Here is a 26,568-nt window from a genome sequence, read left to right on the forward strand (position 1 = left end):
GCGGACGCCGCGCGGTGCGCTGTTTTGTCCGGTTTGGCGGGGTGTGCTCTCTCCGAGTGTGCCAGGTGCCAGCGGAAACTCCACCACCACCCGTCGTCACCACGGGCCTCCGACCGCGTGAACGGTCCGGTCAGTCCTGGTCGAACAGGTTCGGTCCGCCCTGCTCGCCGCGTGTGGCACCGGCCGGGACCGGCAGGCCGAGGTGTTCCCACGCGGCCGCTGTGGCGACCCGGCCGCGAGGAGTGCGGGCGAGCATACCGGCGCGGACCAGGTAAGGCTCACACACCTCCTCGACGGTGGTCGGTTCTTCCCCCACAGCGACGGCCAGCGTGGACACGCCGACCGGGCCGCCGCCGAAGGAGCGGACCAGTGCGGTCAGCACCGCGCGGTCGAGCCGGTCGAGGCCGAGTTCGTCGACGTCGTAGACCTCCAGCGCGGCACGCACGACCTTGCGCGTGGCATTCCCGTCCGCGCGGACCTCGGCGTAGTCGCGGACCCGGCGCAGCAACCTGTTCGCGATCCGGGGAGTGCCCCTCGATCGGCGCGCGATCTCGGCGCAGCCATCGCGGTCGATGGGGATCTCCAGGATCGTCGCCGCCCGCCGGACGACGAGTTCGAGTTCGCTGTCGCTGTAGAACTCCATCTGGCCGGTGAAACCGAATCGGTCACGCAGCGGACCGGTCAGCGCACCGGATCGCGTCGTGGCACCGACCAGTGTGAACGGCGCGATCTCCAGCGGGATGCTGGTGGCGCCGGGCCCCTTGCCAACGACGACGTCGACGCGGAAGTCCTCCATCGCGAGGTACAGCATCTCCTCGGCCGGGCGGGCGATGCGGTGGATCTCGTCGATGAACAGGACGTCGCCGGGCGCCAGGTTCGACAGCATCGCGGCCAGGTCGCCCGCGCGTTCCAGCGCTGGTCCGGAGGTGATGCGGATGGCGGCGTTGAGTTCGGCGGCGACGATCATCGCCATACTCGTCTTGCCCAGCCCCGGCGGACCGGAGAGCAGGACGTGATCAGGCGGGACACCCCGGCGTCGCGCGCTTTCCAGGACGAGTTCGAGCTGTTCACGCACCCGTGGCTGGCCGACGAACTCTTCCAGCTTGCGAGGGCGCAGCGTGGTCTCGACCTCGCGTTCGCCGGTCTGCGGCAGCGCCGAAAGCGTCTCGTCGTCGGCGTCGAATTCCGTCACGGCCTCATAGTCCATGTGGCCGGTTACCGCTTACGCCCGAGGGTGGCCAGCGCGGCGCGCAGCACGGACGAGGTCGTGTGGCCTTCGCCCTCGCCGAGCACCTTGTCGACGGCCTGTTCGGCCTGTTTGGCCGGGAACCCGAGACCCGCGAGCGCCTCGACGACCTCGCCCCGCAGCGCGCCGGGCGCGACGACCGCCGGGGAGCCGTCCGTCGGCCCCGCGAGCGCGGTGACCTTGTCCCGGAGTTCGAGCGTGAGCCGCTCGGCGCCCTTGCGGCCGATGCCGGGCACCTGGGTGAGCACGGTGATGTTGCCTTCGACCAGCGCGGAGCGCAGCTTGTCGGGATCGAGGACGGCCAGTGTCGCGAGCGCGAGCCGCGGACCGATCCCGGAGACCGTCTGCAGCAGGCCGAACAGTTCGCGGGCGTCCGCGTCGGCGAAACCGAACAGCGTCAAGGAATCCTCGCGGACCACGAGCGCGGTGTGCAGCATCGCCTCCTCGCCACGGCGAAGCGTCGCGAGGGTGGCGGGGGTGGCCTGCACGGCGAAGCCCACTCCCCCGACCTCGATCACGACGTGGTCAAGACCGATGGAGAGGATTTCACCGCGTACCGAGGAGATCATCGAGCCGCTCCCTGCGTCTTTGCTTGTTTGGCCGCGGCGGCGAGCCTGGCCTTGTGGTTCTTGGCGATCTCGGCGGCCCTGGCCTCGGCTTCGGCGAGCCGGACCCGCATCGGTTCGCGCCACAGATGGCAGATGGCGAGCGCGAGCGCGTCCGCGGCGTCCGCCGGATGCGGTTTGACCTCGAGGCCGAGCAGCCGCATGACCATACCGGTGACCTGCGCCTTGTCCGCGCGGCCGGAGCCCGTGACGGCGGCCTTGACTTCACTTGGGGTGTGGAACACGACCGGCAGCCCGCGTTTGGCCGCGGCGAGCGCGACGACACCGCCCGCCTGCGCGGTGCCCATCGCGGTGCGCACGTTGTGCTGCGCGAAGACCCGCTCGACGGCGACGGCTTCGGGCTTGTAGCGATCCAGCCACCGCTCGACGGCATCGGAAATCCCCAGCAGGCGTACGGAAAGATCGGCGTCCGGCGGGGTGCGCACGACGTCGACGGCCACGGCGCGGACGGTGCGGCCCGTGCCGCCGTCGACCACTCCGAGCCCGCACCTGGTCAGACCGGGGTCGACCCCGAGTACCCGCACGCGTTTCCCTCCGCCGCTCCAGCGAACATCCGTTCGAGGCTGAGGCTACCCGGAGCCACCGCCGGGCAAGATGAGGACATGCCGAGCCTCGACGAGTTCACCGTTCATCTGGGTCTCCAGCCGCTGCCGGTGGAAGGTGGCCGCTGGGCACAGAGTTGGCGCGACGAGACCGCTTCGGCGATCTACTATCTGCTGGCGCCTCCGGAAACGTCGGCGCCGCACCGGCTGGACCGGCTGGAGATCTACGCGCACCACGCCGGGGCGCCGGTGCGGATGCTGCTGTTGTTCCCGGACGGGCGGATCTCGCGGCCGGTGCTGGGGCCGGACGTCGCGGCCGGTCAGCGTCCGCAGGTGGTGGTGCCCGCCGGGGTGTGGCAGGCGTCGGTGAGCACCGGTGAGTGGAGCCTGGTCGGGACGGTGGTGGTACCGCCTTATACGGACGACTGCGTGGAGTTCCGGTCCGCGGCGGCTTTGGCCGCTGAGTGGCAGGAGGCGGCTGAGGATCTGGCGCCCTGGCTGGAGCACCCCTGAAATCCGTGAAGGCCTCCTTCACTACCTTCAGGGTAGGTAAGGAGGCCTTCACGGACTTGCGATCAGCACGCGCAGTGGTGACTCAGGGGCCATCGACGCCCGGCGTCCAGCTCTCCGGGTCACCGGATTCGGTCAGCACCGGCTGGTACCGCGCGAAGCCCTCGGGCGCGTCCGGATGCCACGGGAAGTGCCCGTCCGGTGTGGCGACGATCAGCTGCAGCGCCGGGAAGTCCCCGTCCGGATAGATCAGGAACGCGCTCCCGAAGTACTCGGGATAGTGCCCCTTCGCGACCCGCTCGAAGACCACCGGCGCGCCCTCGAAGAAATCGTCGTACTGCTTGCCGACCTCGAAGATCTCGCCGGCGGCCGCGCGGTCCACGTAGGCGTCGAGCAGGACCGGCCCCATGTTCCCGGGCAATCCGATCACGACCGCTTCCGCGACGTTGTGCAGCGCCCAGGCGCACGCGGTGAAGCAGAAGGCCGCTTCCTCCTCGTCACCTTCGACCGCGATGACCGCGTTCCCTCTCGCCTTCGCCTGCGCCTCGATCCACTGGATGAGTTCGGTTTCTTCGGCAGTGAGGGCGTCGGCTTCGGAGGTCGTCACGCGCGACATTGTGCCCCACGCGAGCGCCCGCACCTAGCCCCGGGACCGATTTTCCGCGGCATGGCGGGAAAATCGATCAGCCGACTTCCGCCATGACCTCGTCCGACACATCGAAGTTCGCGTACACGTTCTGCACGTCGTCGCAATCCTCGAGCGCGTCGATGAGCTTGAAGACCTTCTTCGCGCCCTCGACATCCAGCGGGACACTGACCGACGGCAGGAAGGTGAGATCCGCGGACTCGTACTCGAAACCGGCTTCCTGCAAGGCTTTCCGGACCGGGACGAGGTCGGTCGCCTCGGAGACGATCTCGAAGTTCTCGTCGAGGTCGTTCACCTCCTCGGCACCCGCGTCGAGCACGGCCATGAGAACGTCGTCCTCGGCCGCGTCACCCTTGGGCATGATCACGACGCCCTTGCGGTTGAACATGTAGGCGACCGAGCCCGGGTCGGCGAGCGAGCCGTTGTTCCGGGTGAGCGCGGTCCGCACCTCCATGGCGGCGCGGTTCTTGTTGTCGGTGAGGCATTCGATCAGCACGGCCACCCCGTTCGGGCCGTAGCCCTCGTAGGTGATGGTCTGCCAGTCGGCGCCACCGGCCTCTTCACCGGCGCCGCGTTTGCGGGCGCGCTCGATGTTGTCCTGCGGGACCGAGTTCTTCTTGGCCTTCTGGATGGCGTCGTAGAGCGTCGGGTTGCCGTCCGGGTCGCCACCGCCGGTCCGGGCCGCCACCTCGATGTTCTTGATCAACCGGGCGAAGAGCTTGCCGCGCTTCGCGTCCAGGTTGGCCTTCTTGTGCTTCGTGGTGGCCCACTTGGAGTGGCCGCTCATCTCTCCTCCATCTACTCCTGTGCCCGCCGCTGAGCACAGTGTCGGTTTTGCTTAAGCCTGCCGCACGAGGTCGACGAACAGCCTGTGCACGCGTTCGTCCCCGGTGAGTTCGGGGTGGAACGACGTGGCGAGTACCGCCCCCTGCCGGACCGCGACGATCCTAGCGGCCGCGTCCTCGGAGCCCGGCATTTCGGGGACACTGGCGAGTACCTCGACCCCGTCGCTCGCTTTTTCGACCCATGGGGCGCGGATGAACACAGCGTGCACCGGGCCGCCTTCGATGCCGGTGAAGTCGAGGTCGGCTTCGAAGGAGTCCACCTGCCGCCCGAACGCGTTGCGCCGGACGACCACGTCGAGCCCGCCGAGTTGCCGCTGGTCAGGCCGCCCGTCGAGGGCCTGGCGGGCGAGCAGGATCATCCCGGCGCAGGAGCCGAACGCGGGCATCCCGTCCGCGATGCGCTCGCGCAGCGGCTCCAGCAGTTCGAAGGTCTCCAGCAGCCTCGACATGGTGGTCGACTCGCCACCCGGCAGCACCAGACCGTCCACTTCGGACAGTTCGCTCGCGCGGCGGACCGGCAGCGCACGCGCGCCGGCGCGTTCCACCATCGCGGCGTGCTCCCGCACGTCGCCCTGCAGTGCGAGCACGCCGACCACCGGCCGTGCCCCCGTCGCGATCGCCACCCGACCTCCCGAAAGACCTTCCCCTTAGCTTAGGCGCCTCGGGGAAGGACCAGGTCAGGGGACCCCGGCCAGCCGCAGCAGGGCGGCGGTCGCGGCCGCCGCGACGACGACCAGCGCGAACGGCGCCTTGCGCCAGGCGAGCACGCCGCCGACCAGCACCCCGGCGGGCCGGGCGTAGCCGGCGAACTCGTGTCCCTCGGTGAGCGCGGCGACCGCGACCAGCGCGGCCAGCAGGACGACGGCCGAACGCGCCATCAGCTTCTCGGCCTTGGACGACACGGTGAACCGCGCCTTCAGCACCGGTCCGGCGAACCGGAAGGCGAAGGTCCCGGCGGCGAGCACACCACCGGCGATGATCAGTTCCAGCGGGTCCATCAGTGCACTCCCTCGGGTTCACGCTCGACGGGTTCCTTCGCGGCCACTCCGGCCAGCACGCCGACCAGCGCGAGCAGCACCGGCAGCCCCGCGGGCAGGAACGGCGTCGTGGCCAGCGCGACGGCCACGCCGATGAGCACCGGCAGCCGGGCGGCACGGTCGCGCAGCGACGGCAGGACCAGCGCGAGCAGGACCGCCGGGAAGGCCGCGTCGAGACCGAAGGCGTCGGTGTCGCTGATCGCGGTCCCGGCGTAAGCCCCGGCGAGGACGCCGACGTTCCAGCACACGAACAGCCCGATTCCGCACACCCAGTACGCCGCCTTGCGCCGCTCCTCGTCGCGCTGGGCCAGCGCGAACGCGACCGATTCGTCGATCATCAGGTGGCTGCCGACGATCCTCGACGCCCACCGCTTGCCAAGGACGTCGCCGATCGCGAAGCCGAAGGGCAGATGTCGCGCGTTGGCGAGCAGTCCCGCCGCGACGGCCGCGACCGGGCTGCCGCCGGCGGCGATGATGCCGACGAACATGAACTGCGAGGCGCCCGCGAAGACCAGTACCGAAAGCAGCATCGGCGCCCAGATCGGGAAGCCGGAGCCCACCGCGATGGCGCCGTAGGAGATGCCGACAATGGTGTCGGCGAGGCAGACCAGCCCGATGTCACGGAGAAGATCGCGCCCCAGGACACGAGTGGTTGTTCGCCATATCGAACGCATAGCGTCATACAATGAACGAACGCAGCCGTGTTCGTCAAGGCGAACGCAACGACCAATGGAGCGAACGCATGTCCCCGACCGCGTCCGACGGCGCACCCCTGGACGTCATCGCCATGTCCCTGCGCCGGGAACGCGCCCGCACCGGGCTGTCCCTCACCGAGGTCGCCAAACGCGCCGGCATCGCGAAATCCACACTCTCGCAGCTGGAGTCCGGGACCGGGAACCCGAGCGTCGAGACGATCTGGGCGCTGTGCGTCGCGCTCGACGTCCCGTTCTCCCGTGTGGTCGAACCCGAACGCCCCCGCGTGCAGGTCATCCGCTCGGGAAGCGGGCCGACAGTGTTCGCCGAGCACGCCGACTACGCCTGCACGCTGCTCAGTTCGTGCCCGCCCGGCGCCCGGCGCGACGTGTACCTGATCCGCGCCGAGCCCGGGAAACCGCGACTCTCGGATCCGCATATGAGCGGCATCGTCGAGCACATCGTCCTCAGCGCGGGCCGCGCCAAGGTCGGGCCGCTGGACGAGCCGGTCGAACTGCTGCCCGGCGACTACATCTGCTACCCCGGCGACGTCCCGCACATCTTCGAGGCGCTCGAACCGGGCACGTACGGCGTGGAGATCGCCGAGTACACCTGATCAGGCGGGCTCCTCGGCCTTCTCCTCGGTGACATCGGCGAGCTTCCAGCCGCCCTTCCGCCGCAGAACCAGGACGTAGTACGCGATCGACAGAAGGGCGACGCAGGCCGTGACGATCAGGCTCGGCCGTCCCACCGCCGGGTCGAGCAGGTTCTGGTAGACGACGAACACCAGGACCGCCAGGGCCAGCACCGGCGCGACCGGGAACCACGGCATCCGGTACTCGGCGTGCGCGGTGGCGCCGGTGCGCCTTCCGACGATCGCGCCGAGGCAGAGCGCCGCGTAGACCGCCACGATCGACGTGCTCGTCACCACCAGCAGCAGTTTCGGGTCGACGAAGCAGAGCAGCGCGGCGACCAGTCCGGTGCCGACGGTGGCCACCCACGGCGTCCCGAACTTCGGGTGCACCGCGGCCAGCGCCCGGTTGACCGGCCGGGGCCACGCGCGGTCGCGGCCGCTGCTGAACAGCATCCGCGAGCTGATCAGCACGATCGCCAGCACCGCGTTGATGATCGCGAGCGCGACGGCCAGTCCGAGCACCGTGTCGAGGGTTCCGCCGCCACGCGAATCGATGAAGTAGGACAGCATGTTCCCCGAGGCGAACAGCGCGTTCAGGTCGGGCGCGCCGAGCAGGACCGCGGTCACCGGGACCAGCTCGGCGAGCACGGTGATGCCCAGCGCGAGCAGGATCGCCCGGGCGATCCCCCGCGAGGCGTCCTGCGTCTCCTCGCCGAAGTACACGGCCGAGCCGTAGCCGTTGTAGGCGAAGATCGCGACCGACGTGGCGATCGCGATGGCACCGACGGTGGCCGGACCACCGTCCGAGGCGACCGGATGCGCCAGCAGATCGGCGAACGACCGCGCCGGGTTCAGCAGTCCGAGCGCGCTGACCACGATCAGCGCGAGGATCTCGATCGCCAGGAAGATCCCGGTGACCCAGGCGTTGAGCTTGATGTCGAACACGCCGACGACGGCCGCGACCACGCAGGTCACGGCGGCGATGACCGAACCGGGCACGCCGGGCAGGAGCACGCCGAGGTAGGTGCCGACGCCGAGCGCGATCACCGCGACGATGAGCACCTGCGTGATGATCATCAGACCCAGTACGGCGAACCCTGGCAAGCGGCCGAGAGTGCGGGTGACGATCGCGTACTCGCCGCCCGCCAGCGGGAACGCCGACGCGAGTTCGGCGTAGACGAAGGCCATGAAGACTCCGACCACCGCGGCCGCCACGAAGCTGTAGAAGGCGCCCGTCCCGGCACCGGAGATCACCCCCGGCGCGATGATGAAGACCGACGAAGCGGGACTGATCGCGGAGAGCGTGATGAGCAGCGTGCCGAGGGTGCGCAGACCGCGGCGCAGGGCGGGAGTGGACACGGCCGACCTCCTACAAGGTAGGTTCCTTGAATCTCCTTCGAAAAACCGTTGAGCACGCATCAAAGGCCCTCCACCGTGTGACGTCAAGAGCTGATCGCGCGCAGCTCTTGCGTTTTTCGAACAAGATTCGAAGAATGAACGCATGGCGAGACCGAGCAAGGCAGCGGAGCGGCGTACCGAGTTGATCGAGGTGGCCAGACAGGCCGTCCTCGAACGCGGCGTGCTGAACCTGCGGTTGAGGGACGTCGCCGAGGGCGCGGGCCTGTCGCCGGGTTCGGTCCTGTACTACTTCCCCACCCTCACCGCTCTGCTCCAGGAGGTGCAGCGCGAGGCGGTGGCGCGGTTCTGTTCGGCGAGAGAGCAGGCCGCGGGTGCGAAGACGCCCCCGTCCGGCCGGCTGCTGGCGATGATCCGCAGCGGCCTGCCCACCGGCCCTGACGACGAACTCTGCGTACTCCTCTACGAGTTGGGCACGATCGCCCGCCGTGATCCCGTGTACGCCGCACGGCACATCACGCTCTACGAGCAGCAGGTCCGGATCTACACCGGCATCCTCGAAGCGGGCGCCGCCACCGGCGAGTTCACGCTGACCGCGGACGCGGTGTCGATCGCGCGGAACCTCGTCGCACTGGAAGACGGCTACGGCCTGCACCTCACGCAGGCCGTGCCGACGCTGGAAACCGCCACCGCCGAAGCGATGCTGCTCTCCTACGCCCGCACAGCCACCTCGAACCCCTTGGAGGACCGTCCATGACCCGCGCCCGCGATCTGGGTGTCCCGCTGCCCGGCCGGACCGGCGAGCACAACGCGCTCACCGACGTCCCCGGCGTCGAGATCGGTTTCACGACCCTCGTCGAAGGCGAATCGGTGCGCACCGGCGTCACCGCCGTCCTGCCGCGCGGACGCGAGGATTTCGCCGTGCCGTGCGCGGCCGGGACGTACGCCCTCAACGGCAACGGCGAGATGACCGGCACCGCGTGGCTGGCCGAGACGGGTTCGCTGACCCTGCCGGTGCTGATCACCTCCACGCACGCCGTCGGCGCGTGCCATCGCGGCACGATCGACTGGGTGGTAAGGGAACGGCCCGACGTGGCCGCCGAATGGCTGCTGCCGGTGGTCGCCGAGACCTGGGACGGCTATCTGAACGACAGCACCGCACCGACTATCCACAGTGGACACGCCATCGCCGCGATCGACGCCGCGCGCACGGGTCCGGTCAGCGAAGGTTCTGTCGGCGGCGGTACCGGGATGACCTGTTACGGCTTCAAGGGCGGAACCGGCACGGCCTCCCGCGTCGTGTCCTACGGGGACGACGAGTACACCGTGGGAACGTTGGTACAGGCCAACTTCGGCTCACGTCGCGAACTCACCGTCGCGGGCGAGCACGTCGGCGTGGAACTCGGCGCCGACAACCCGATGGAGGCGGACTGGGCGGCGCCGTCCGGCGCGGGATCGGTGATCGTGATCGTCGGTACCGACGCTCCCCTGCTGCCCGGCCAGTGCACCGCGCTCGCCCGCCGTGTCCCGCTCGGCCTCGCCCGCACCGGCACCGCGGGGTCGCACTTCTCCGGCGATCTCTTCCTGGCGTTCAGCACGGCGAATCCGGGAGCGCTCACCAGCCGGTTCCCCCGGACCGAGGAGGCCGAGTACGAAAGCCTGCGGTTCGTCCCGTGGGGCAGGCTCGACCCGTTCTTCGAGGCCGTGGTGCAGGCGACCGAAGAAGCGGTGCTGAACGCCCTGTTCGCGAACGAGGAGATGACCGGTCACCGCGGCCACCGAGTCCCCGCACTGCCGACGGGGCGGTGGCGCACCACCAATTGACAGGTAAGGCAGACGTGTCGTGATGAAGCCGGCGACAGGACCAGCACTCCAAGAACCTGGCGCGACTTGACTGTCCACAAGGGACACAGAACCAGATCCAGGCGTCCGTTTTGGGCACTTCGCGCAGGGTCGTGAGTGGCAATGAGGGTTCTAACCCGAAACGCCACTCACGACCCCTGCACCGAACTCCGCATAGGGGAATCAATCGGACATTCGGTCGCCAGAGGCTGTCCCCTGTGGACACTCAGGCGAAGAAGCCGTTCACCGCGGAAGCTCGATCACGCCATATTCGCCTTACCGCGCAAATAGCTAGGTCCCGATCAGCACCTTCGCGGGGGCCCGCGCGAGATCCAGCCGGACCCGCGAGGCACAGATCTCGTCGGAAAGCGAGTCCAGCAGTTCCAGCGCGCGGCGCAGGCAGGACATCGCGCTCCGCCGGTCTTCGCGCCGCAAGTACAACTGGCCCCGCCTGCGCAGGATGAGCGCCGTGCGGTGCGGGTCGTTCAGCTCGGCGCACAGCCGTCCGGCTTCGTCCAGCGCCGCCTCCGCCTCGTCGAGCAGGCCGAGCTCCGCGCTCGCGACGGCGTACGAGGTATGGGCGTGCGCCATGCCGAGGACGTCACCGATCTCGCGGAAGAGCGCCAGTGCCCGCCTCGCGGTCGCGCGCGATTCCTCGGGCCGTCCGGCGGCGCGGGCGAGGACGCAGAGTCCGGTCAGCGCCCTGGCCCGCCCGGCGGAGTCGCCGATCCGCTCGCTGATCCGGCAAGACTCGGCGAGCGCCTCACCCGCCGCACTGAAGTCGTCCCGGTACAGGTCGATCTGGCCGATCCCCCTCAGCAGCGCGGCTTCCCCGCGGGCGCACCCCGACTCCCTCGCCGCGGTGAGCGCGCACCGATGGCACCGCGACCATTCCGCATACAGTCCATTGTGGTCGAAGTAAGACCCGGTCACGACGGCGAGTTCCCAGGCGAGCTCGCCCAGTCCGGCATCCGCCGCGTGCGAGACGGCGGCCTCCAGCGCGGGCAGTTCGCATCGGAACCACGAAAGCGGTTCAGTCACCAGCGTTTCGTCGAGCGAGGTCCGGGTCGCGCCGCCGGGCTCGGGCCGCAGAACGCTCCGGGACAACCGATCCGCGGCCTTCTCCGCGAGCCAGAGCCAACCGCCGAGCACCCGCTCGATCGTCTCCGCGCGTACCTGTTCCTGCTCGGCCGCGACCTGCTCGACGGCGAACGCGCGCAAGAGGTCGTGCAGGCGGTAACGGGGTGCGCCGGTGGCCCGCGGAACCGGCTGGACCATATGCCGATGCCGCAGGTCTTCGAGCGCGCGGGACGTCGCCTCTGGCTCGCCGCCGTCCGCCAGCGCCGCCGCCCAGACCGGGAAATCGGCCGAGGGCAGCAGACCGAGTCTTCGGAACTGCCGCTGCCGGTCCGGCGTCAGTTGCCGGTACCCGAGGGACAGGCTGCCGCGGACGGCCAGATCCCCGGTGCGCAGCCAGTCCAGCCGTCGCCGTTCGACGGACAGCTCGCCCGCGACGTCGGCGAGCCGCCAGCCCGCACGGTCGCCGATCCGGCTGCCGGCGATCCGCAAGGCCAGCGGGAGCCCGCCGCAATGGTCGAGAACCTGCCGGGCGGCGACGGGGTCTTCGTCGATCTCGGTGAGCTTCGAGAGCAGGGCCTCCGCGTCCTCCGGTGGCAGGAGACCGACCGGGACCTTGCGGCCGAGTTCGAGTCCGGCCAAGGAGAACCGGCTCGTGACGATCACCGCGCAGCCGCCGGACGCGGGAAGCAACGGGCGCAGCTGCGCCTCGCCGGCTGCGTCGTCCAGGACCAGCAGCACGCGACGGCCGTGGACCAGGCTGCGGAACAGGCAGGCGCATTCGTCGACGTCGGCCGGGATCTCGTCGGCGGGAACGCCGAAGGCACGCAGGAAACCGGCGAGTACGGCTTCCGGCGGCCTCGGCTCGTTCGTGGTCCCGCGCAGGGCCGCGAACAGCCGCCCGTCGGGGTAGTCGTCCGTGACCCGGTGCGCGAGCCGGATCGCCAGCGAAGACTTCCCGACCCCGCCCGCGCCGGTCAGCAGCAGCACGGGCGGGGTGTCGCGGCCGCCGTCCTTGCCCAGTTCCCCAAGCAGGTCCGCGATGAGCGCGTCCCTGCCGACGAAGTCCGGGATCCCCGGCGGCAACTGGCTCGGCACAGCGGGTTCCTGGTACGCGGGATACTCGCGGGTGGCTCTGCCCTGACCCTCACGCAGGATCTCGCACTGCAACGCGCGAATCGACGGCGAAGGCTCGACGCCGAGTTCGTCGACCAGCCTGCGGCGCCATCCGGCGTAGACGTCGAGCGCCTCGGCCACCCGGCCGGCGCGGGCGAGCGCGGTCATCAGCTGCCCGCAGACCCGTTCACGGAACGGGGCCGCGGCGAGCAGGTCACGCAGCCCGGGAACGAGCCTGTCGTGTTCGCCGAGCCCGAGTTCGGCGTCGGCCTTGTCTTCCAGCACCGAAAGGCGCTCTTCCTCCCAGTGCACGACGACCTCGGCCGCCGCCGGGATCCCGGCGAGCACCGGCCCGCGCCAGAGTCCGAGCGCGTCCCGGAACCGTTGGGCCGCCTCGAGATGGCAGCCGCGGGCCAGCAGTCCGCGACCCTGGGCGGTGAGGCAGGTGAACCGGCCGGCGTCGGTCTCCTCTGGCCCCGCGTCGAGAAGATATGCCGCCCCCCTGGTGAGAATCGGCGTTCCACCGGTCGGCGCGCGCAAAGCCCTGCGAAGACCCGATATCAGACCCTGGACCTGAACTTTCGCCGAAATCGGTGGCGTCTCGCCCCAAAGCTCGTCGATTATCCGGTCGAGGGGCACCGGGCGTCCAGCCTCGATCAGCAGGAGCGCGAAGACCCGGCGCGCCTGCGGTGTGCCGAGTGGCAGGTCTGCGCCCTGCCACTCGGCCGCAGGTTCACCGAACAAACGATAGAAATGATTCTTTTCCTTCACCGTTTCTCCCCCAGTATTCGAGACACCCATTCCCGAGAGTGTCACAAATATCCGAGGGTGGCGTCCGGCATTCGAAGGAACGTCCTACTCAGCAGGCACTGGCCGAGGTGTAAATTCTCAACGAACTCGCCTGGTCGTTGTCGGCGTTGCCCACGTACGACGATCGGGCTCCCGCCTGCATGCAGCGACTGGTCCCGCTGCCGATGTTGTAGTACCAGCGGGCGTCGACTCCGCGCCGGTTGTGCCAGGACGACATCTGATCGTTGAATCCGTAATCGACCAGATTCTTCAGCCCCGGGTCCCGGAACTGCAGTCGCCGTCCGCCGAAGTCGCGATGCTCGTACAGGCACACGTAGTTCGCTTGGCAGTTGCTGGCCGCGCTGGGCGACAACGACAGAGTGGTCTCCCCTCCGTTCCAGACGATCTGGTCCCCGACGACCTTCCACCCGGGAGCGAGCTTCGCCGTGTCGATCCCGGCCGACTTCAGGGCGGCCGCCCCGTCCGTCGCGGCCGAAGCGGGAGCCGCGACGAGTGCCGTCGCGATCGCGGCGGCGCCCAAGGCCGCGGAAACGAACCGAAGTTTGCGCATTTGTCCTCCTTGATCCCGGCGTACCCTCCGCACGCCGGGATCAAGGTCCCGTGACCCGCTACCCGATGCTTAAGCGGTCGAAAAGGGAACGCGGTTCATCCGCTTAGATCTGCTGGTGACGCGTCAGACCCAGTCCGCTTCAATGCCGCGGGCGCGCAGCGTCTCCAGCGCCTCGTCGTTGCCCGTGTAGAGCAGGGTCATCGACTTCAGGTGGGGAAAATGCTCGACGTCGGCGAACTCGTCGACTTCGAACAGGGAGTCTTCGCCGTCCCAGTTCGGCGCGATCTCAAGGTAGATCTCGTTGCCGCCGTCCATCTCGATCTCGGTGATCTTCTCCGCGAACTCAGCGGGGACCTCGAGCGCCGCGAAGTAGGCCAAGGCCTCAGGGACCGCCTCGACGCTGCCGGCGTCGTAGGTGAAGCCCTTCTCGGCGGCGTACTGCCCCAGGTCGAACTTCGGCAGGAGTTCCTGGTTGTACATCAGCTCTTGGACGACCGCGAGCTTGAAGTTGGGATCGGTGAACCGGATCGACTGACTCATGTCCGGACCTTATAAGCCGGCCCGTCCGCATGGTCCGAAATCGCCGAATCCCCAGCGCCCGGTGATCACGATCTCGTCCACCTGATCCCCGGCCAGTCCTGGTTGCCCGATGGGGCAAGGTCCGCCCGGTCGGATCGGCGGGACCGCCGGCCAAGCGGCCGCGGCACTGAGGGGCTCGACTCTCCTCGGCCTCGAAACCGATCCTGGCTCCGGCTATGATCGACTCGTGGTGCGATTCCACGGTGCGGCCGTACAGTCGGCCGGTTCCGCCGACGGGGTGGAACGACCCGGCGCGATTCCGGGACCAGGCGGTGACACCCCGCGTCCCTTCGTCCGGCCGTCGCCGGACTTCCCGGGGTACGGCGTCAAATGGGGTGATGATTCATGTTCACTGGGCGAATCGGCGAGCTGGGTGCCGTCGAACAGATCAAGGGCGACGTGCTGCGTGTGCGGGCGCCGAAGAGCGCAAGCCGCGTCCGCGATGGCGGATCGGCATGCGTCAACGGGGTACGGCTCACCGTACGGCCGGTCGACGATGTCTTGGAGGCGGTGCTCTCCGCGGAAACCCGTCACAGGTCGACGTTCGACACGCTCGCGGCCGGGGACGCAGTCAACGTCGAGACGCCGCTTCAGGTCGGCGATCCGCTGGACGGCCATTTGGTACAGGGTTACGTCGACGCCGTCGGCAAAGTGATCCGGATCGACGACGAAGGCGGCTCCCGCCGGATCTGGCTCCGGCCGCCGCAGCGTTTGCTGGACAGGCTGCTCGCGAAGTCCCCGATCGCCCTCGACGGTGTCAGCGTGACCATCGCCGAGGTCCTGCGTGACCGGATCTCGGTCGTGCTGCTCCCGATGACCCGCTCGGCCACCACACTCGGCGATCTGAAAGCCGGAGACCGGGTGAACCTGGAACTCGACCTGGTCGGCCGTTTGGTCGAGAAGGCACCACCTTCGGCTGTGGGTAAGGCTTTGCCCCAGCTGCCGTGGGCCGGTCACGTCGACGGACGCGCCGGTGTGGAGAAGGTGCTGCGCCAGCTCGCCGCCGGTGGCGGTGTCGTCGTGTGGGATCCGGAGACCGAGGGCGAGGGCGACGTGATCTTCGCCGGCGCGCGGCTCCGCCCGGAGTCGTTCACCTTCCTGCTGACCAAGGTCTGCGGCTTTCCGGCGGTGCCGTGCGCGCCGGAAGTGCTGCGGCGCCTCGAGATCGCGCAGATGCCCGGCGAAGGCGACCGGCAGGGAACGGCGTGGTCGATACCGGTCGACCTGGCCACGGGAACAGGAACCGGCGTTTCCGCTGCCGAACGTGCCGCCACCGTGCGGAAGCTGGCCGCCCCGGACGCGACGGCCAAGGACTTCCTGCGTCCTGGACACGTGTTCCCGCTCGCCGCGCGGCCAGGCCTGCTCGCCGAGCGGTCCGGGCACACGGAGGCGACGGTCGCGTTGTGCACCGCCGCCGGCCTTCCCCCGGTCGGCGTGTGCTGCGAAGTGATGAACCCCGACGGCACGATGGCAGGCAGCGCCGACCTCGAAGTCGCGGCACTGCGCTGGGGAATGCCCATGGTGGATTTGGCCGACCTGAAAGCGTGGCTTTGATGACCGCACTGACCCTCGAAGACGCCCGGAAGGGCCTTGCCTCGCAACCGTTCAGCGTTCTTCTCGGGGCCCGGGTTTCCTCATTCGGTAACGGTGCCGCGACCCTGGAACTCGACATCCGCGAGGACCTGTTGCAACAGAACGGATATCTCCACGGCGGCGTACTCGCCTACGCCGCGGACAACGCGATCACCTTCGCGGCCGGGACCACACTGGGTCCGGATGTCCTCACCGGCGGCTTCAGCATCAACTATCTGCGCCCGGCACAAGGAATCCGGCTCGTGGCGGAAGCGCGGGTCCTGCACAGCGGCCGACGGCAGGCCACCTGCCGCTGCGACCTCTACGTGATCAGCCAGGACGGGACCACGACACTCAGTGCCGCGGCACAAGGCAGCGTGCTGACCAGAAACGGCCCCACCCCCTGATACACGCGGGACGGCCCGGCGCTCATCGAGGAGCGCCGGGCCGTCCCGTACAGAAGCCGAGTCTTTACCAGCCACGCTCGGAAAGGCGGTGCGGCTCGGGCACGTCGTCGACGTTGATGCCGTGGTCCAAGATTGACCTTGACCGACTGGTAGTCAGGTGACTCATCAAGGTGCCGGATGCGCCTACCTGTCTCTCTCCGACAGCGCGGGCTATGCCCTGCAAGCACTAGCGCTTTGCGGGCCGTTTGGCCGCGCATGCCGCAGTCAGTGGCCGGTTCCCAGAGCCAGTCGGCTGGCCATCAGATCAACCATGCCCCATCGTTCTGACCCCATTGCCAAGGCTCGTCAACGGCGGCGGCCGAAGGGCTAACACCCCGTAGTTGGTGCAAGGTACTTAGCCGGGTGCCAGTGACAGCTCGACATGTGCCGCCGACATGAGCACGAGGCGGCTCGAAACGGTAGTGACACGTCACATCGGAAAGGCCAGGCAACCCCGGCGTTCTGGTCGACACCCTGAGTCACACCTGCTCCAAGGGTCAGCACCTGGCCCGCGCACCACAGCCTGTCACCCGAATGACCAACCATGCGCATTGATGCACGGTGGACACTTCAGGTCCACACAAGTGAGGCCTAACGCGCTCCCACCGCGAACTGCCTGTGCCCAACACCGGCAGTCCACCTCGGCCCAGCAGCCCGCTTGACCTAGCAAGTTCTGATAGACCCATCCTCCGTATGACGATGGCTATCCCCTGCACCAGCGCCACCACGTCGTCTTCCCCTGCCACCCTGGCCCCTCGATCGACATGTCATGGTGCGGATCGCGGCGGAGAAACGCACTGCGAGGCGTCTTGACTCCAGGTCAATCAGCGGAGCCTCCAACTGAACACACACCCGACGCCTGATCCTCAGATCAACAGGCGTCCAGCCACGTCAGGATCCCACGTCCAGCTGTCTACTACCGCCTGGCAGTCCATCCAGCCGTGCCGTGGCCACCACGTACGCCTGACAGGGCTCGAACAGCACCCGAAGGAGCCCATACTCAGACCACTGATGCCAGCACATCCCGCTTGGCTCTGCGGCGCCCATCCAGCGACCCCTCGGAGCCCAGACCGAGACACCTTCAACGGTGTCGGCCTCTGCACGGCCACACCGGGGCCTTGCAGAGGACTCACCGGAGCTTGCCCGAACAAAGCGTTATACGCCTGCACGTGGAACGACAGGCGTCTCTTGGCCCCGCTCCGAGGCCTGGTGCTCTATCGCACTATCGCCACGCACTCACGGTGCACGTCAGGAAGGCTCACTGGGCAGGCGCTCGAGTCCAAGTCGATCGAGCCGATCGACATTTCGACATGCGACCCCACACCTGGCTCGTGCAGCCACGCCAGCGCGACCGCGAACAGCACAACAACGTCACAGTGGCACCTGACTTCACTCTCTGCCACCTGCGCAACACTGCGAATGCATCTACGTTGCCGGCCGCGGCAGAGGCGTGCGCAAACGTGCAACCGGAAGGGCCGCCGTTCTCCTTGGCTTGCGGCCCGAGGTCTCCACATCCCGGTCCATCGATTGGATCCCGTATCGCCCAATCAGTTGCGATACGATTGACTCGCGATTGATCGATCGTAGAGAAGGAGTCACGATGGTCGTCGGGATCCTGACAGAGAAGCCAAGTGCCGCGCGCCACGTCGCCACTGCCCTCGGCGGAATAAGCGGAACCTACAACGGCGAGCAGTTCGTTGTGACACATGCTCGCGGCCACCTCTACGAGTTCGTTGATCCACACACGATGGTCAACTCCCCCAGCCTGGCCGACAAGTACCAGAAGTGGAACCTCAACAACTTGCCCTGGCAGCCTGCGGACCTCAACTGGAAGCTGAAGCCCGTGAAGGGCTCCGCGGCGGTAGCGCGCGACGTGAGCCGCCAGCTCCAAGGTTGCGCCGAGATCGTCATCGCCACCGACGTGGATCCCACCGGTGAGGGAGGCCTGATCGCCGTGAACGCCGTCCTCGAACTCGGCTTGAAGCCCACGGTCTGGTCGCGCATGTACTTCACCGACGAAACGGTCCCCTCGTTGCAGACGGCGTTCAAGGACCGCAAGACGATTCCCTCGCTGGCGGAGTTCGACGAGTACAAGAAGGCGCGCTATCGCGCACAGTTCGACTTCCTTTCGATGCAGTTCACCCGCATCGCCACCAACATGGCCCGCTCGTCGGGACGCGACACCGTGCTCCGCCAGGGGCGTCTCAAGTCTGCGATGGTCGCGCTAGTCGGTGACCAGCTCGAAGAGCACAACACCTACGTCAAGAAGCCCTTTTTCCAGAACCGGTTCCGCGACGAGAACGATGTCGTCTACACCAACCCCACGGAGCCGCGATTCGCTCAGAAGGCTCAGGTGCCCCAGCTATACGTGCCGTCACCAGTGGTGCTCGCTGGAAGGACGACCAAACGAACTGCACCTCCGAGGCTCCTTGACCTGGCGGCGCTCTCTTCACTGCTGGTCGACAAGGACATCAAGGCGAAACTCGTACTCGCGACGTATCAGAAGATGTACGAGGACCAGGTCGTCTCCTATCCACGTACCGAAGACAAGACCATCACACCCGAGCAGTTCGACCAGCTGACACCCCTGGTCGACAAGATCGCCGGCGTGGTGGGCGTGAGCACGACGCTTCTCACGCACCGCGGCCCCAGGGCGACACATGTGAAGCCCACGGGTGCACATGGCGCCAACCGTCCCGGCCCGAGGGTTCCTGCATCACTCGATGCCATCGAGGGGAAGTACGGCAAGGCAGGCCGTCTGATCTACGAGACGCTCGCGAAAAACTATCTGGCAATGCTCGCCGACGACTACCTCTACGAGCAGCAGAAGGGGCATGTTGGGACATACCCAGATTTCGTCGGCATCGCCAATGTTCCGCTGTCGCTCGGGTGGAAGCGTGTCTTCGACCCGGACGCGGGCGATCCCACGTCTGGAGCCGGCAACAGCGAGTCGTTGAAGGGACTGGGGCGGACCGCGGAGCCTTTCACGTTCGAGGGGGCGAACAAACGACCGGAACATCCGAGTATGCGGTGGTTGATGAAGCAGTTGGAAAAGCGTGACGTCGGTACTGGCGCGACGCGTACGTCGACCTACTCGGAGGTGACTTCGACTACGGCGAAGTATCCGCTACTTGCAGAGAACGGGCGGAAGCTTCTGTTGGCCAGCGCCGGAGAGATGAGCTGGTACTTGCTGCCGGGCACACGGATCGGAGACTTGAGCCTCACCGAGAAGGTCCATGCCGATATGCGCGACATCGCCGCCGGCAAGACCACAGCCGATGAGTGCCTGAAGGTTGTCGCCGACTGGGTCGTTCAGGACATGAACACCATGCGGATGAACGCGACGCGAATGCGTTCGGCACTCGGCCTCCAGACGAGCCCCGTGGCCGCTCGAGCCGAGGGTGTCTGGACCAGGGCGCCTGGTCGCCCGAGGAAGGTCACTTTCAAGAAGATCTGGTCAGGCCATGAGTTCTCCGATGCGGAGATCATGGAGTTGCTGGCTGGGAGAAAGATCTCGTTTCAGGCGACCGATCGCAAGGGAAACCCGTTCGCGGCACACGGGCGGCTCGGCGTCGGCATATTCCGGGGCGCCAGTTTCGTCGGGTTCCAGCTCGAAGCCCCTGATCATCCGACGGCCTGGTGCGGTAGGACGTTCACCCCGGCCGAGGTCCAAGCGCTCGAGTCCGGAGAGTCTCTGGACATCGACGACTTCGTCAGCCCCGAGAGTGGAAAAACGTTCGGATGCTCAGTTAGCTGGGATCGAACGACCAATAAGATCGTGCCTGACTTCGGAAGAGACGACAAGCCTCCTCGATCCTGGTGCCAGGTCACGTTCACCCCCCAGCAGCGACAAGCCCTTGCGGCGGGCGAGACGATCGAGGGCACAGGATTCGCGTCCAAGCGCGGCAGGAAATTCAACGCACGCCTCACCTGGAAAACCGTAAACGGCAGGAAGAAAATTGTCGCCTCGTTCGACTGAAAACTCGAATCGCACAGGAGCCAGGCTCCTGTGGTGAAGACACGACCAGCGGAGGTCCGAGAACAGTATTAGCGGAGTTAGGAGAACAGATTGTGGCGAAGGTGTCCTACAAGGTTCCGACCAGTATCAGCCGGTCCTTTCTGGATCATGAAATTACGTTGAGCAAGGGGGGTTGGGCGGTAAGACCCTCCCCCATCAAGCAGCTGCTCTTCTTCGGAAGTTGCGGACTCGCCCTCCTGTGGGTCACAACCACGACATTCATCTCGAGTGCATCTCCGATCTTCATCACGCTCTTCGTCATCTGGGGTCTCGCTGCGATCGTCTACTTCGGCGGGATGACGAACACCAGACAGCTGCGAGTGATGACCGTGCCCGCCCTGCTGTCCTACGCGCCGACCAAGTCACGGCGCGTGTACACCCGCCGAAGCTCCAACCCATCGGATTTCCACTCGATTGTAGGTATCGACGCCATTCAGCCTGACGGCAGAATCCTTTTTGCTGACGGCAGTGCAGGTCAGGCCTACCTGATAGTCGGCTCAGCCAGTTACTTGCTGTTCGATGCGGACCGCATCATGATTCTCGACAGGGTCGATGCGTTCTGGCGCAAGGTGGACACCTCCTGCCAATGGACGATGATCACCACCAAGGAACCACAACGGATCTACCACCAGGTCGCAGCCCTGGAAAAGCGGAACCAGGAACTGGTGACCCGCGACCCGGATCTTATCGAGCTGCAAAACGAGCAATACGACATCTTGACACAGCACGTGGGTGGAAAGTTCACCTCTATCCACCAGTACCTGGTCCTTAAGGCTAAAAGTGTTGATGCATTACGTCGAGCTCACACTATTCTCCAGGCGGAAGTTGAGGGGTCTGCCCTGATGGTCAAAGAGGCGACAGTTCTTGAAGGCGACGAGGTCCAGTCGATGCTGCGAGTGTTCTATCGCGGATGCGGCGACGACTGGCTGTCGCGCACGGCGTCGCTCGGCTGATAGCTGCACCCACTGCCGGATCGGCGAGGAGCGAAGGACACGATGGTTCGGATGCGGAAAATCCATGCTCAGCTGCGCGGGCCGGGGAAGCTGGCTCCACCAGACCGCACCGGGGCGGACCTGCCGCAGCCGGATCCCACAGGTAGCACGGAGGCCGGTGAAACGTCGACGAAAAGGAAAAGCTGGTGGCAGCGCCGCCAGACCACGAAAAAGCTGGCCGGCAACTTTCAGACGTATCCTCACTTGCTGGCACTCAAGCCGAAGGAGAGATACCTCTTTCGCTCCGACTACTTCCAGGTCGATGGCTCGTTCGCGTGTGTGCTTGCTTATTTCCACGACGACGCCGCGCACGACAACTTCGCGGCCTTCTGGGGCATCGACCGAATCCCGGACGGCCTGGACGACTGTGTCACCGCAGTCGTCCTCGAGCAGGTGCGACGAATGGAGGACAAGTGGGTCGACTCGTTCACCAGGCAGTCCGAGAAGCTCGACAGGTTGGATGCGTTGGAGCAGGAGGAGGCTGGCACGACCTCGTCGCGACGGAAAGCGGCAAAGATTTCCTCTGATCTGGAAGTCACCATTGCCGAAATCCAGGACGGTGCGAGTTACTTATCAGTGCAGGACAGGCTCTTCATCAAGTCCCCGTCTCTTCAAGCTCTCGACGATTCGATCGACCGGATCACCCGGCTTTACGTTGATCGCTTCGGGACACTCAAGGCTGCGCCCTATGCCGGGGAGCAACGCCAGGAACTCTCCAGCCTCTGGAAGGATAACGACAAGAAACGCGGCAAGGGATTCCATTTCACCTCGACCGAGCTAGCCGGGTCGTACTCGCTCGTGACCAACGGTCTCAACGACCGTGGCGGCGAGTATGTCGGCTACATGGTCGGTGACGTGAACAACTCGGCCGTCCTCATGGACGTCAACGCCTTCCACCACCATCTCGTCGTCGCCGATGCAACCTTCAGCGACTACCTCGAGCGTCAGCGCATCTCGAACATGTGGTGCTCTAAGATCTCACAGGCGTGCCTGCTCGGTAATGGCAAGGTCGTCCACCTCGTTCTCGACGGAGCAGATCTCGACAAGCTCGGCCCTGGGTTTGAGCGCATCACCTCTCGCGTCGATCTCAGCGCGGGCGACGTGAACATGTTTGAAATGTTCGGTGAGGAAACGGATGAACTCGCCGTGTTCTCAGCGCACATGGAGAAACTGAAGCTGATGTTCGAGCAACTCTACGAGACGACCGACGGTGCTATCGGATCGATCATCCGCAGCGCGCTCGAGGACACGGCAACAGACTTCTACGTTGAGCAAGGCATGTGGCGTCATAATGCAAAAGAACACCGCGACAGCTTGCGCGTAGTCAACATCCCCCACACACAGGTGCCGCGCCTGCAAATGTTCGTCGCCTATCTAGCGACAGCTCACAAGACCCTGCTCAGTTCCTCGAAGACAGACCCCGACCAACTTCGGGCGTACAACGTGCTCCGCGGCATCGGTAACACGATGCTGAGCACGAATGGCGACCTGTTCAACAACCACACCGCGAACACCGTGGACGCAGTACGGGACTCCCAGCGCGTGCTGTACGACTTCTCACGTCTGCTGCGTCGTGGCATCGGGGTGGCCATGGCACAGTTGGTCAACATCGTCGGCTTCGCGGTCGGCACGCTGGGGCGCGGCGACACCCTCGTCATCCACGGCACCGAACTGATCGACAACCGGGTTAAGGGATACCTGCGGGCGCAGTTCGATCGCATGCACGAACGCGGCAGCCGGGTGGTCTACAGCTACAACGACGTCGACAAGATGCTCGCCGACTCTGATTTCAACACGTTCGACGCCGCCGACTACACCTTGCTCGGCCCGATGCGTGATCGGACGGTGACGGAGTACCAGCGGCAGATGCATCAGCGGATTCCGCCCGATCTGGCCCATCTCATCACCACCAAAGGCGCGAACCTCACCTTTCTCCGCCGAGGCGTGTCCAACGTGGTCTTTCACCTCGACCTGGCGCTGGGAGTCAATCCGCACCGCGAGGCCCAGCGCAGGCAGGTTTGGCGTGAAGCGGCCAAGACCGACGAGACGGCGAGGGTTGACGCAATCATGCGCCGGAAGCCGGTCGCTGGCGCGAACCTCACCAGTATCCGGAAGCCCGCTGTTGGTAAGGGACCGTACGACCGCAATCCGCGCGCACACCGGAATGACAACGCCCCGAGGAAGTCCATCGGAGACGAGGCGACGGGTCCGCAACCCGAGAAGACGATGCCGTCGACACCACTGACGCGAGCGACAGAGGACGCACCATGAACACCCTCACCAGGCCCGTGCCGCCAACACCATACCCAGCCTGGAGCAGCGCCCACCACGGACGTTGCCGTGTACTCGTCGTCGTGCTGCTTGCGATGCTGGTTGCCGTATCCCTGCTGCTGCTCGCGACACCGGCGTCGGCCGACGACAAATCCAACGAGGAGCGCGACAACTACTCGCTCTACCAGCTGGCGTCGAACGCCTCGACGTATTTCAGTCAGGAGAACTCGCCCGAGGGTGAAAGTGACCCTCAAGACCGGATGACCGCCGATTGGCGAACCGTCACAGGAAGGCCGGCGACCGGTGGGGACATGCTCGGCTACGCCGACCCCGAATTCAGTATCGGCGACATCATCGGCTGGCTTTTCGCCGAGATCTCGGGCTCCTCACAAACCGTGGGGTACGGGACACTCAAAGCCGCGGATGGCGACGGTGCTGACATCTACGCGGGCATGCTGGACTACGCCCACTTCGGTGCGACGAACGCCGACCTTGGGCTGGACACGATGTCCTCCGGGATCGGCGGCCAGATCGTGGGCATGATCGGCGGGTCGGTGATCTGGGTGCTGTACGCGCTTGCGCTGGCAGTGGGTACGCTGTTCTTTCTGATCATTCAGCTCCTCAAGATCATCAACCCCTTCCTGTGGTTCTACCAGGCTGTCTCCGCCGTCAACGAAACCTTCGGCAAGGGCATGGTGTGCGCCACCGATGGTTTCGGCGCCGAGACCTGCCATACGGGCGGCGGGGCTCTCGCTGGCCTGCAGAACTGGATCAATGACTGGTATGGCGTGCTTACAAGCCTCGCCTGGGAAGCGCTTATTCCGTTGTTCATCGGAGTCACGATAATCGGTCTGACGCTGTTCAAGAAGATGGACCGGGGTTCGGCGATCAAGAAGCTCCTGGTACGCATCCTCTTCATCGGGGTCGGTTTACCGCTGATCGGCTCGATGTACACCGGCGTGCTCGACAAGTTCGACGACTCGCTTCTGGGCCAGCACTCAGGCCCAACGAGGGTGGTGCTATCGACGTACGTGGACTTCGAGGCCTGGGCCATGAACGACCGTCTAGGGATACCCGACGAGGCGGACATCGCCTGGGACAACGGACAGGCCAGCTCGAACGCGCTGATGTCGGTACGCACTACTGCCCTGGCGATCAACAAGCAGTCACACGGCAGCACCTACGCCGGCATCACTGCCGGGAAGAAGGCCACCGACGCCGAGGCAGCCTGGCGCGAAGGCACAACCAGTGTGGATCGCACGGCGACAGACGACGCCAACGCCGTATTCAGGACGTTCGGGATCATTGGCAACTACATCACGGGCACCGAGGTAGCGGCGTCGGACTTCGAGTCCGGGATCAAAAGTTCCATCACCAAGCTCGACGTCGACACGGATGACAAGAAGGAATGGTTCATTGACAAAAAAGGCTATGGCGATCTAGACGCCTTCGGGGAAGACACCGACTACGGCCCGACTAACCATCCTGTTCTGTCTGTTGGCAACGGCGGCCTGACATCGAGCACACCGGGCGGGAACGTCACGACCTACACGACACCAGGCACGAAGAGCGGCTGCGGTTTCACAGTCTGGACCAACAACGCACCCGCCTCGTGCAACATGTCGGCGCTGTCCATGTACAACTACCTGAACACGGGCTTCGGCACGGACTCGCTCACCATGTACTCGTCGAACAACGCCACGAGCGGATTCACTCGCGAGAACCACATGGCCGTGAGCCAGGTAGGTACAGGGCCAGCGAGCTTCATGTACTGGCAGAACGCAGCGACCGTGCTCGGGTCGATCGCACTCTTGGGTTTCTGGTACGCCATCGGTATGCTCGTCGGCGCGGTGAAGCGCACCTTCAGTCTGGTCGCCGCTGTCCCGTTTGCGACCTTGGGTGCGATCGGGGCGATCAGCAAAGTCATCGTCTACTCGACTGCATTGATCCTTGAAGTGCTGGTCACTTTGTTCATCTACCAGTTCGTCTCCGAGTTCCTGATTTCCATTCCGGATGTCATCGCAGGGCCGATGTCGAACCTCATGGAACCGGGCGGGCTTTTCGGCAGTGCGGTGCTTGGAGGCATCGCCGTGGTGATTCTGACCCTGGTTTCTTCGCTGCTGATCCTCGGCGTGACCTTCGGCCTGCTGCGGGCACGCAAAGTCGTGTTACAGGCCATGGACGAGATAGTCACCAAACTCGTCGACAAATTCCTCGACACGAACACGGCTCCGGTGCCGAACAAGAGCGGGATACTTCCCGCGCTTGCGTCGGGCGCTGGTGCGGGCGCGGGCATGGCACTGGGTAGCAAGCTCGCCTCGGGCCTTGGTAACGGCGGCGCCGGCCGGAAGGTCCCGCGGCCGAGCAAGACCGGCGAGACGGTGCCGTCGATGAACGCCGGTGGTACCAATGGCGATCCGAAGACGTTGACCGCAGCGGCCGAGAGGTTGTCTCTCGGTCCAGGGAGCGACTTGGGCGGTGGCGCGCTTACCGTGCCGGGTCCACACGGGGGTCAGCCTGGCGGAGGCACACCTGGTCATAGCCCGCCGGGTGGAGCCGGCGACGCGAAGGGGCTCCCCGCCAGCGATGTCCCCGAGGGCAGGCCCTTGCTACTCGCCGGCGACGTCGGGAAGACCATGCAATCGGACAAGGAAACGGCCCAGGCGCTGAATCGACGCGGCGGCCTCTCACGATTGGGATACCACTCCGCGCCAGCGCTCGAACCGGGTAGGACCCCCGCTGAGCAGCAACGCTTCCGATCCGGCCCAGCTCCCAGCGTCCAGGATCCCGACCGCATGAGCGGAGGCCAACCGTCAAACAGTGATCAGCCTGCCCCGCCGCGACCGCGCCCGCAAGCACCGTCCGGCGGCGCAGGTTCGACGAGCACACGTCGCCCCGTGCAGAGCACCAAAGGTGGCAACCCCACGCGGGATAGTATCGGGGACAGGCCGACACGCAGCCCAACATCTGCCTCCACCGGCGGTTCGGCGGCCACGCGCCCCATCGACCTGGCCGCCAAACGTCCACTCGGTATTCCGCGAGATCCGTCCCAGCCATCATCCGCACCGCGGTTGGCGAAGAGCCGTCCACGGGTCGTGCCGCAGTCGGACACTGTCTTGCGGAAGGGAAACCAGCAGAAGCCCGACGAGTGACGGCGTCC

The 26,568-nt window shown here is 66.3% G+C and carries 22 protein-coding genes; 10 read left to right on the forward strand and 12 right to left on the reverse strand.

What is annotated here, in order from left to right; translation table 11 throughout:
- Window positions 1-130: 130 nt before the first annotated feature.
- From ruvB to ruvC, 3 genes are read right to left on the reverse strand one after another with little or no spacing between them, the layout of a single operon-like run.
- The gene (ruvB, locus tag AC069I_RS17920) at window positions 131-1,207 is read right to left on the reverse strand and encodes a Holliday junction branch migration DNA helicase RuvB (RefSeq protein ID WP_478225944.1); all 1,077 of its coding nucleotides are present in this window, start codon (window positions 1,205-1,207) and stop codon (window positions 131-133) included.
- Window positions 1,208-1,215: 8 nt separating this feature from the next.
- Window positions 1,216-1,815, reverse strand: coding sequence for a Holliday junction branch migration protein RuvA (gene ruvA / locus AC069I_RS17925; protein ID WP_125683140.1), 600 nt, complete (start codon window positions 1,813-1,815; stop codon window positions 1,216-1,218).
- Window positions 1,812-2,396 (reverse strand): crossover junction endodeoxyribonuclease RuvC, encoded by a 585-nt coding sequence (gene ruvC, locus AC069I_RS17930; protein ID WP_340681463.1) that lies wholly within the window; start codon window positions 2,394-2,396, stop codon window positions 1,812-1,814. Before ruvC ends, ruvA begins: the two co-directional genes overlap by 4 nt.
- A 78-nt stretch (window positions 2,397-2,474) precedes the next feature.
- On the opposite strand from ruvC, the gene AC069I_RS17935 reads away from it, so the two are divergent.
- Entirely contained in the window at window positions 2,475-2,927 is a 453-nt protein-coding gene (locus tag AC069I_RS17935; protein ID WP_478225943.1) for a cupin domain-containing protein, read from the forward strand.
- An 82-nt stretch (window positions 2,928-3,009) separates the two neighbouring features.
- On the opposite strand, the gene AC069I_RS17940 is transcribed toward AC069I_RS17935, so the two are convergent.
- The 5 genes from AC069I_RS17940 to AC069I_RS17960 all read right to left on the reverse strand — a co-directional run bounded on the left by AC069I_RS17940 (window position 3,010) and on the right by AC069I_RS17960 (window position 6,126).
- Window positions 3,010-3,540, reverse strand: a complete 531-nt coding sequence (locus AC069I_RS17940; protein ID WP_478225942.1) for a DUF4262 domain-containing protein — start codon at window positions 3,538-3,540, stop codon at window positions 3,010-3,012.
- Between the two features lie 67 nt (window positions 3,541-3,607).
- Window positions 3,608-4,357: a YebC/PmpR family DNA-binding transcriptional regulator gene (locus AC069I_RS17945; RefSeq protein ID WP_470226705.1), complete on the reverse strand. Its 750-nt coding sequence runs from the start codon at window positions 4,355-4,357 to the stop codon at window positions 3,608-3,610.
- A gap of 51 nt (window positions 4,358-4,408) precedes the next feature.
- Complete coding sequence (gene pdxT, locus AC069I_RS17950; protein ID WP_478265871.1) at window positions 4,409-5,038, reverse strand: pyridoxal 5'-phosphate synthase glutaminase subunit PdxT; 630 nt, start codon at window positions 5,036-5,038, stop codon at window positions 4,409-4,411.
- Window positions 5,039-5,092: 54 nt separating this feature from the next.
- Window positions 5,093-5,413 (reverse strand): AzlD domain-containing protein, encoded by a 321-nt coding sequence (locus AC069I_RS17955; RefSeq protein WP_478225941.1) that lies wholly within the window; start codon window positions 5,411-5,413, stop codon window positions 5,093-5,095.
- Window positions 5,413-6,126: an AzlC family ABC transporter permease gene (locus AC069I_RS17960; RefSeq protein WP_478225940.1), complete on the reverse strand. Its 714-nt coding sequence runs from the start codon at window positions 6,124-6,126 to the stop codon at window positions 5,413-5,415. The genes AC069I_RS17955 and AC069I_RS17960 overlap by 1 nt, the downstream gene beginning before the upstream one ends.
- Before the next feature lie 68 nt (window positions 6,127-6,194).
- Between AC069I_RS17960 and AC069I_RS17965 the strand changes: the two genes are divergently transcribed.
- On the forward strand, window positions 6,195-6,761 hold the full coding sequence (locus AC069I_RS17965; protein WP_034308044.1) for a helix-turn-helix domain-containing protein: 567 nt from the start codon (window positions 6,195-6,197) through the stop codon (window positions 6,759-6,761).
- Here the strand turns inward: AC069I_RS17965 and AC069I_RS17970 are convergent, their stop codons facing one another.
- Window positions 6,762-8,138, reverse strand: a complete 1,377-nt coding sequence (locus AC069I_RS17970) for an APC family permease (protein ID WP_478265872.1) — start codon at window positions 8,136-8,138, stop codon at window positions 6,762-6,764.
- 142 nt (window positions 8,139-8,280) lie between these two features.
- Here AC069I_RS17970 and AC069I_RS17975 point away from each other — a divergent pair, with 142 nt between their 5' ends.
- Both AC069I_RS17975 and AC069I_RS17980 read left to right on the forward strand, forming a co-directional pair.
- Window positions 8,281-8,892 (forward strand): TetR/AcrR family transcriptional regulator, encoded by a 612-nt coding sequence (locus AC069I_RS17975; protein WP_478225938.1) that lies wholly within the window; start codon window positions 8,281-8,283, stop codon window positions 8,890-8,892.
- On the forward strand, window positions 8,889-9,959 hold the full coding sequence (locus tag AC069I_RS17980; protein WP_478265873.1) for a DmpA family aminopeptidase: 1,071 nt from the start codon (window positions 8,889-8,891) through the stop codon (window positions 9,957-9,959). The genes AC069I_RS17975 and AC069I_RS17980 overlap by 4 nt, the downstream gene beginning before the upstream one ends.
- 309 nt (window positions 9,960-10,268) lie before the next feature.
- On the opposite strand, the gene AC069I_RS17985 is transcribed toward AC069I_RS17980, so the two are convergent.
- From AC069I_RS17985 to AC069I_RS17995, 3 genes are all read right to left on the reverse strand, one after another.
- A complete protein-coding gene (locus tag AC069I_RS17985) occupies window positions 10,269-12,941 on the reverse strand; it encodes an AfsR/SARP family transcriptional regulator (protein ID WP_478265874.1) in 2,673 nt (890 codons plus the stop codon).
- 88 nt (window positions 12,942-13,029) lie between these two features.
- Window positions 13,030-13,530: a peptidase inhibitor family I36 protein gene (locus AC069I_RS17990; protein ID WP_478265875.1), complete on the reverse strand. Its 501-nt coding sequence runs from the start codon at window positions 13,528-13,530 to the stop codon at window positions 13,030-13,032.
- 123 nt (window positions 13,531-13,653) lie between these two features.
- Window positions 13,654-14,070 (reverse strand): DUF6892 domain-containing protein, encoded by a 417-nt coding sequence (locus tag AC069I_RS17995; RefSeq protein ID WP_478265876.1) that lies wholly within the window; start codon window positions 14,068-14,070, stop codon window positions 13,654-13,656.
- Between the two features lie 384 nt (window positions 14,071-14,454).
- Here AC069I_RS17995 and AC069I_RS18000 point away from each other — a divergent pair, with 384 nt between their 5' ends.
- The 6 genes from AC069I_RS18000 (at window position 14,455) to AC069I_RS18025 (ending at window position 26,560) form a co-directional block, all read left to right on the forward strand.
- Window positions 14,455-15,663: a 3,4-dihydroxy-2-butanone-4-phosphate synthase gene (locus AC069I_RS18000; RefSeq protein ID WP_478265877.1), complete on the forward strand. Its 1,209-nt coding sequence runs from the start codon at window positions 14,455-14,457 to the stop codon at window positions 15,661-15,663.
- A complete protein-coding gene (locus AC069I_RS18005; protein WP_478225932.1) occupies window positions 15,663-16,088 on the forward strand; it encodes a PaaI family thioesterase in 426 nt (141 codons plus the stop codon). The genes AC069I_RS18000 and AC069I_RS18005 overlap by 1 nt, the downstream gene beginning before the upstream one ends.
- Before the next feature lie 1,639 nt (window positions 16,089-17,727).
- Window positions 17,728-20,106 carry a DNA topoisomerase gene (locus tag AC069I_RS18010; RefSeq protein WP_478265878.1) on the forward strand — a complete coding sequence of 793 codons (2,379 nt, stop codon included), beginning with the start codon at window positions 17,728-17,730 and terminating at the stop codon, window positions 20,104-20,106.
- 92 nt (window positions 20,107-20,198) lie between these two features.
- Entirely contained in the window at window positions 20,199-21,098 is a 900-nt protein-coding gene (locus AC069I_RS18015; protein WP_478265879.1) for a hypothetical protein, read from the forward strand.
- Window positions 21,099-21,149: 51 nt separating this feature from the next.
- A complete protein-coding gene (locus AC069I_RS18020; RefSeq protein WP_478265880.1) occupies window positions 21,150-23,408 on the forward strand; it encodes a glutathione S-transferase family protein in 2,259 nt (752 codons plus the stop codon).
- On the forward strand, window positions 23,405-26,560 hold the full coding sequence (locus AC069I_RS18025; protein WP_478265881.1) for a hypothetical protein: 3,156 nt from the start codon (window positions 23,405-23,407) through the stop codon (window positions 26,558-26,560). Before AC069I_RS18020 ends, AC069I_RS18025 begins: the two co-directional genes overlap by 4 nt.
- Window positions 26,561-26,568: the final 8 nt, after the last annotated feature.

The organism is Amycolatopsis sp. NPDC043885 (assembly GCF_056435685.1).

Coding starts and splice junctions, on each gene's coding strand:
- ruvB (WP_478225944.1), bottom strand. CDS start 1,207: ATGGACTATGAGGCCGTGACGGAATTCGACGCCGACGACGAGACGCTT.
- ruvA (WP_125683140.1), bottom strand. CDS start 1,815: ATGATCTCCTCGGTACGCGGTGAAATCCTCTCCATCGGTCTTGACCAC.
- AC069I_RS17935 (WP_478225943.1), top strand. CDS start 2,475: ATGCCGAGCCTCGACGAGTTCACCGTTCATCTGGGTCTCCAGCCGCTG.
- AC069I_RS17940 (WP_478225942.1), bottom strand. CDS start 3,540: ATGTCGCGCGTGACGACCTCCGAAGCCGACGCCCTCACTGCCGAAGAA.
- AC069I_RS17945 (WP_470226705.1), bottom strand. CDS start 4,357: ATGAGCGGCCACTCCAAGTGGGCCACCACGAAGCACAAGAAGGCCAAC.
- AC069I_RS17955 (WP_478225941.1), bottom strand. CDS start 5,413: ATGGACCCGCTGGAACTGATCATCGCCGGTGGTGTGCTCGCCGCCGGG.
- AC069I_RS17960 (WP_478225940.1), bottom strand. CDS start 6,126: ATGCGTTCGATATGGCGAACAACCACTCGTGTCCTGGGGCGCGATCTT.
- AC069I_RS17965 (WP_034308044.1), top strand. CDS start 6,195: ATGTCCCCGACCGCGTCCGACGGCGCACCCCTGGACGTCATCGCCATG.
- AC069I_RS17975 (WP_478225938.1), top strand. CDS start 8,281: ATGGCGAGACCGAGCAAGGCAGCGGAGCGGCGTACCGAGTTGATCGAG.
- AC069I_RS17980 (WP_478265873.1), top strand. CDS start 8,889: ATGACCCGCGCCCGCGATCTGGGTGTCCCGCTGCCCGGCCGGACCGGC.
- AC069I_RS17990 (WP_478265875.1), bottom strand. CDS start 13,530: ATGCGCAAACTTCGGTTCGTTTCCGCGGCCTTGGGCGCCGCCGCGATC.
- AC069I_RS17995 (WP_478265876.1), bottom strand. CDS start 14,070: ATGAGTCAGTCGATCCGGTTCACCGATCCCAACTTCAAGCTCGCGGTC.
- AC069I_RS18000 (WP_478265877.1), top strand. CDS start 14,455: ATGTTCACTGGGCGAATCGGCGAGCTGGGTGCCGTCGAACAGATCAAG.
- AC069I_RS18005 (WP_478225932.1), top strand. CDS start 15,663: ATGACCGCACTGACCCTCGAAGACGCCCGGAAGGGCCTTGCCTCGCAA.
- AC069I_RS18010 (WP_478265878.1), top strand. CDS start 17,728: ATGGTCGTCGGGATCCTGACAGAGAAGCCAAGTGCCGCGCGCCACGTC.
- AC069I_RS18020 (WP_478265880.1), top strand. CDS start 21,150: ATGCGGAAAATCCATGCTCAGCTGCGCGGGCCGGGGAAGCTGGCTCCA.
- AC069I_RS18025 (WP_478265881.1), top strand. CDS start 23,405: ATGAACACCCTCACCAGGCCCGTGCCGCCAACACCATACCCAGCCTGG.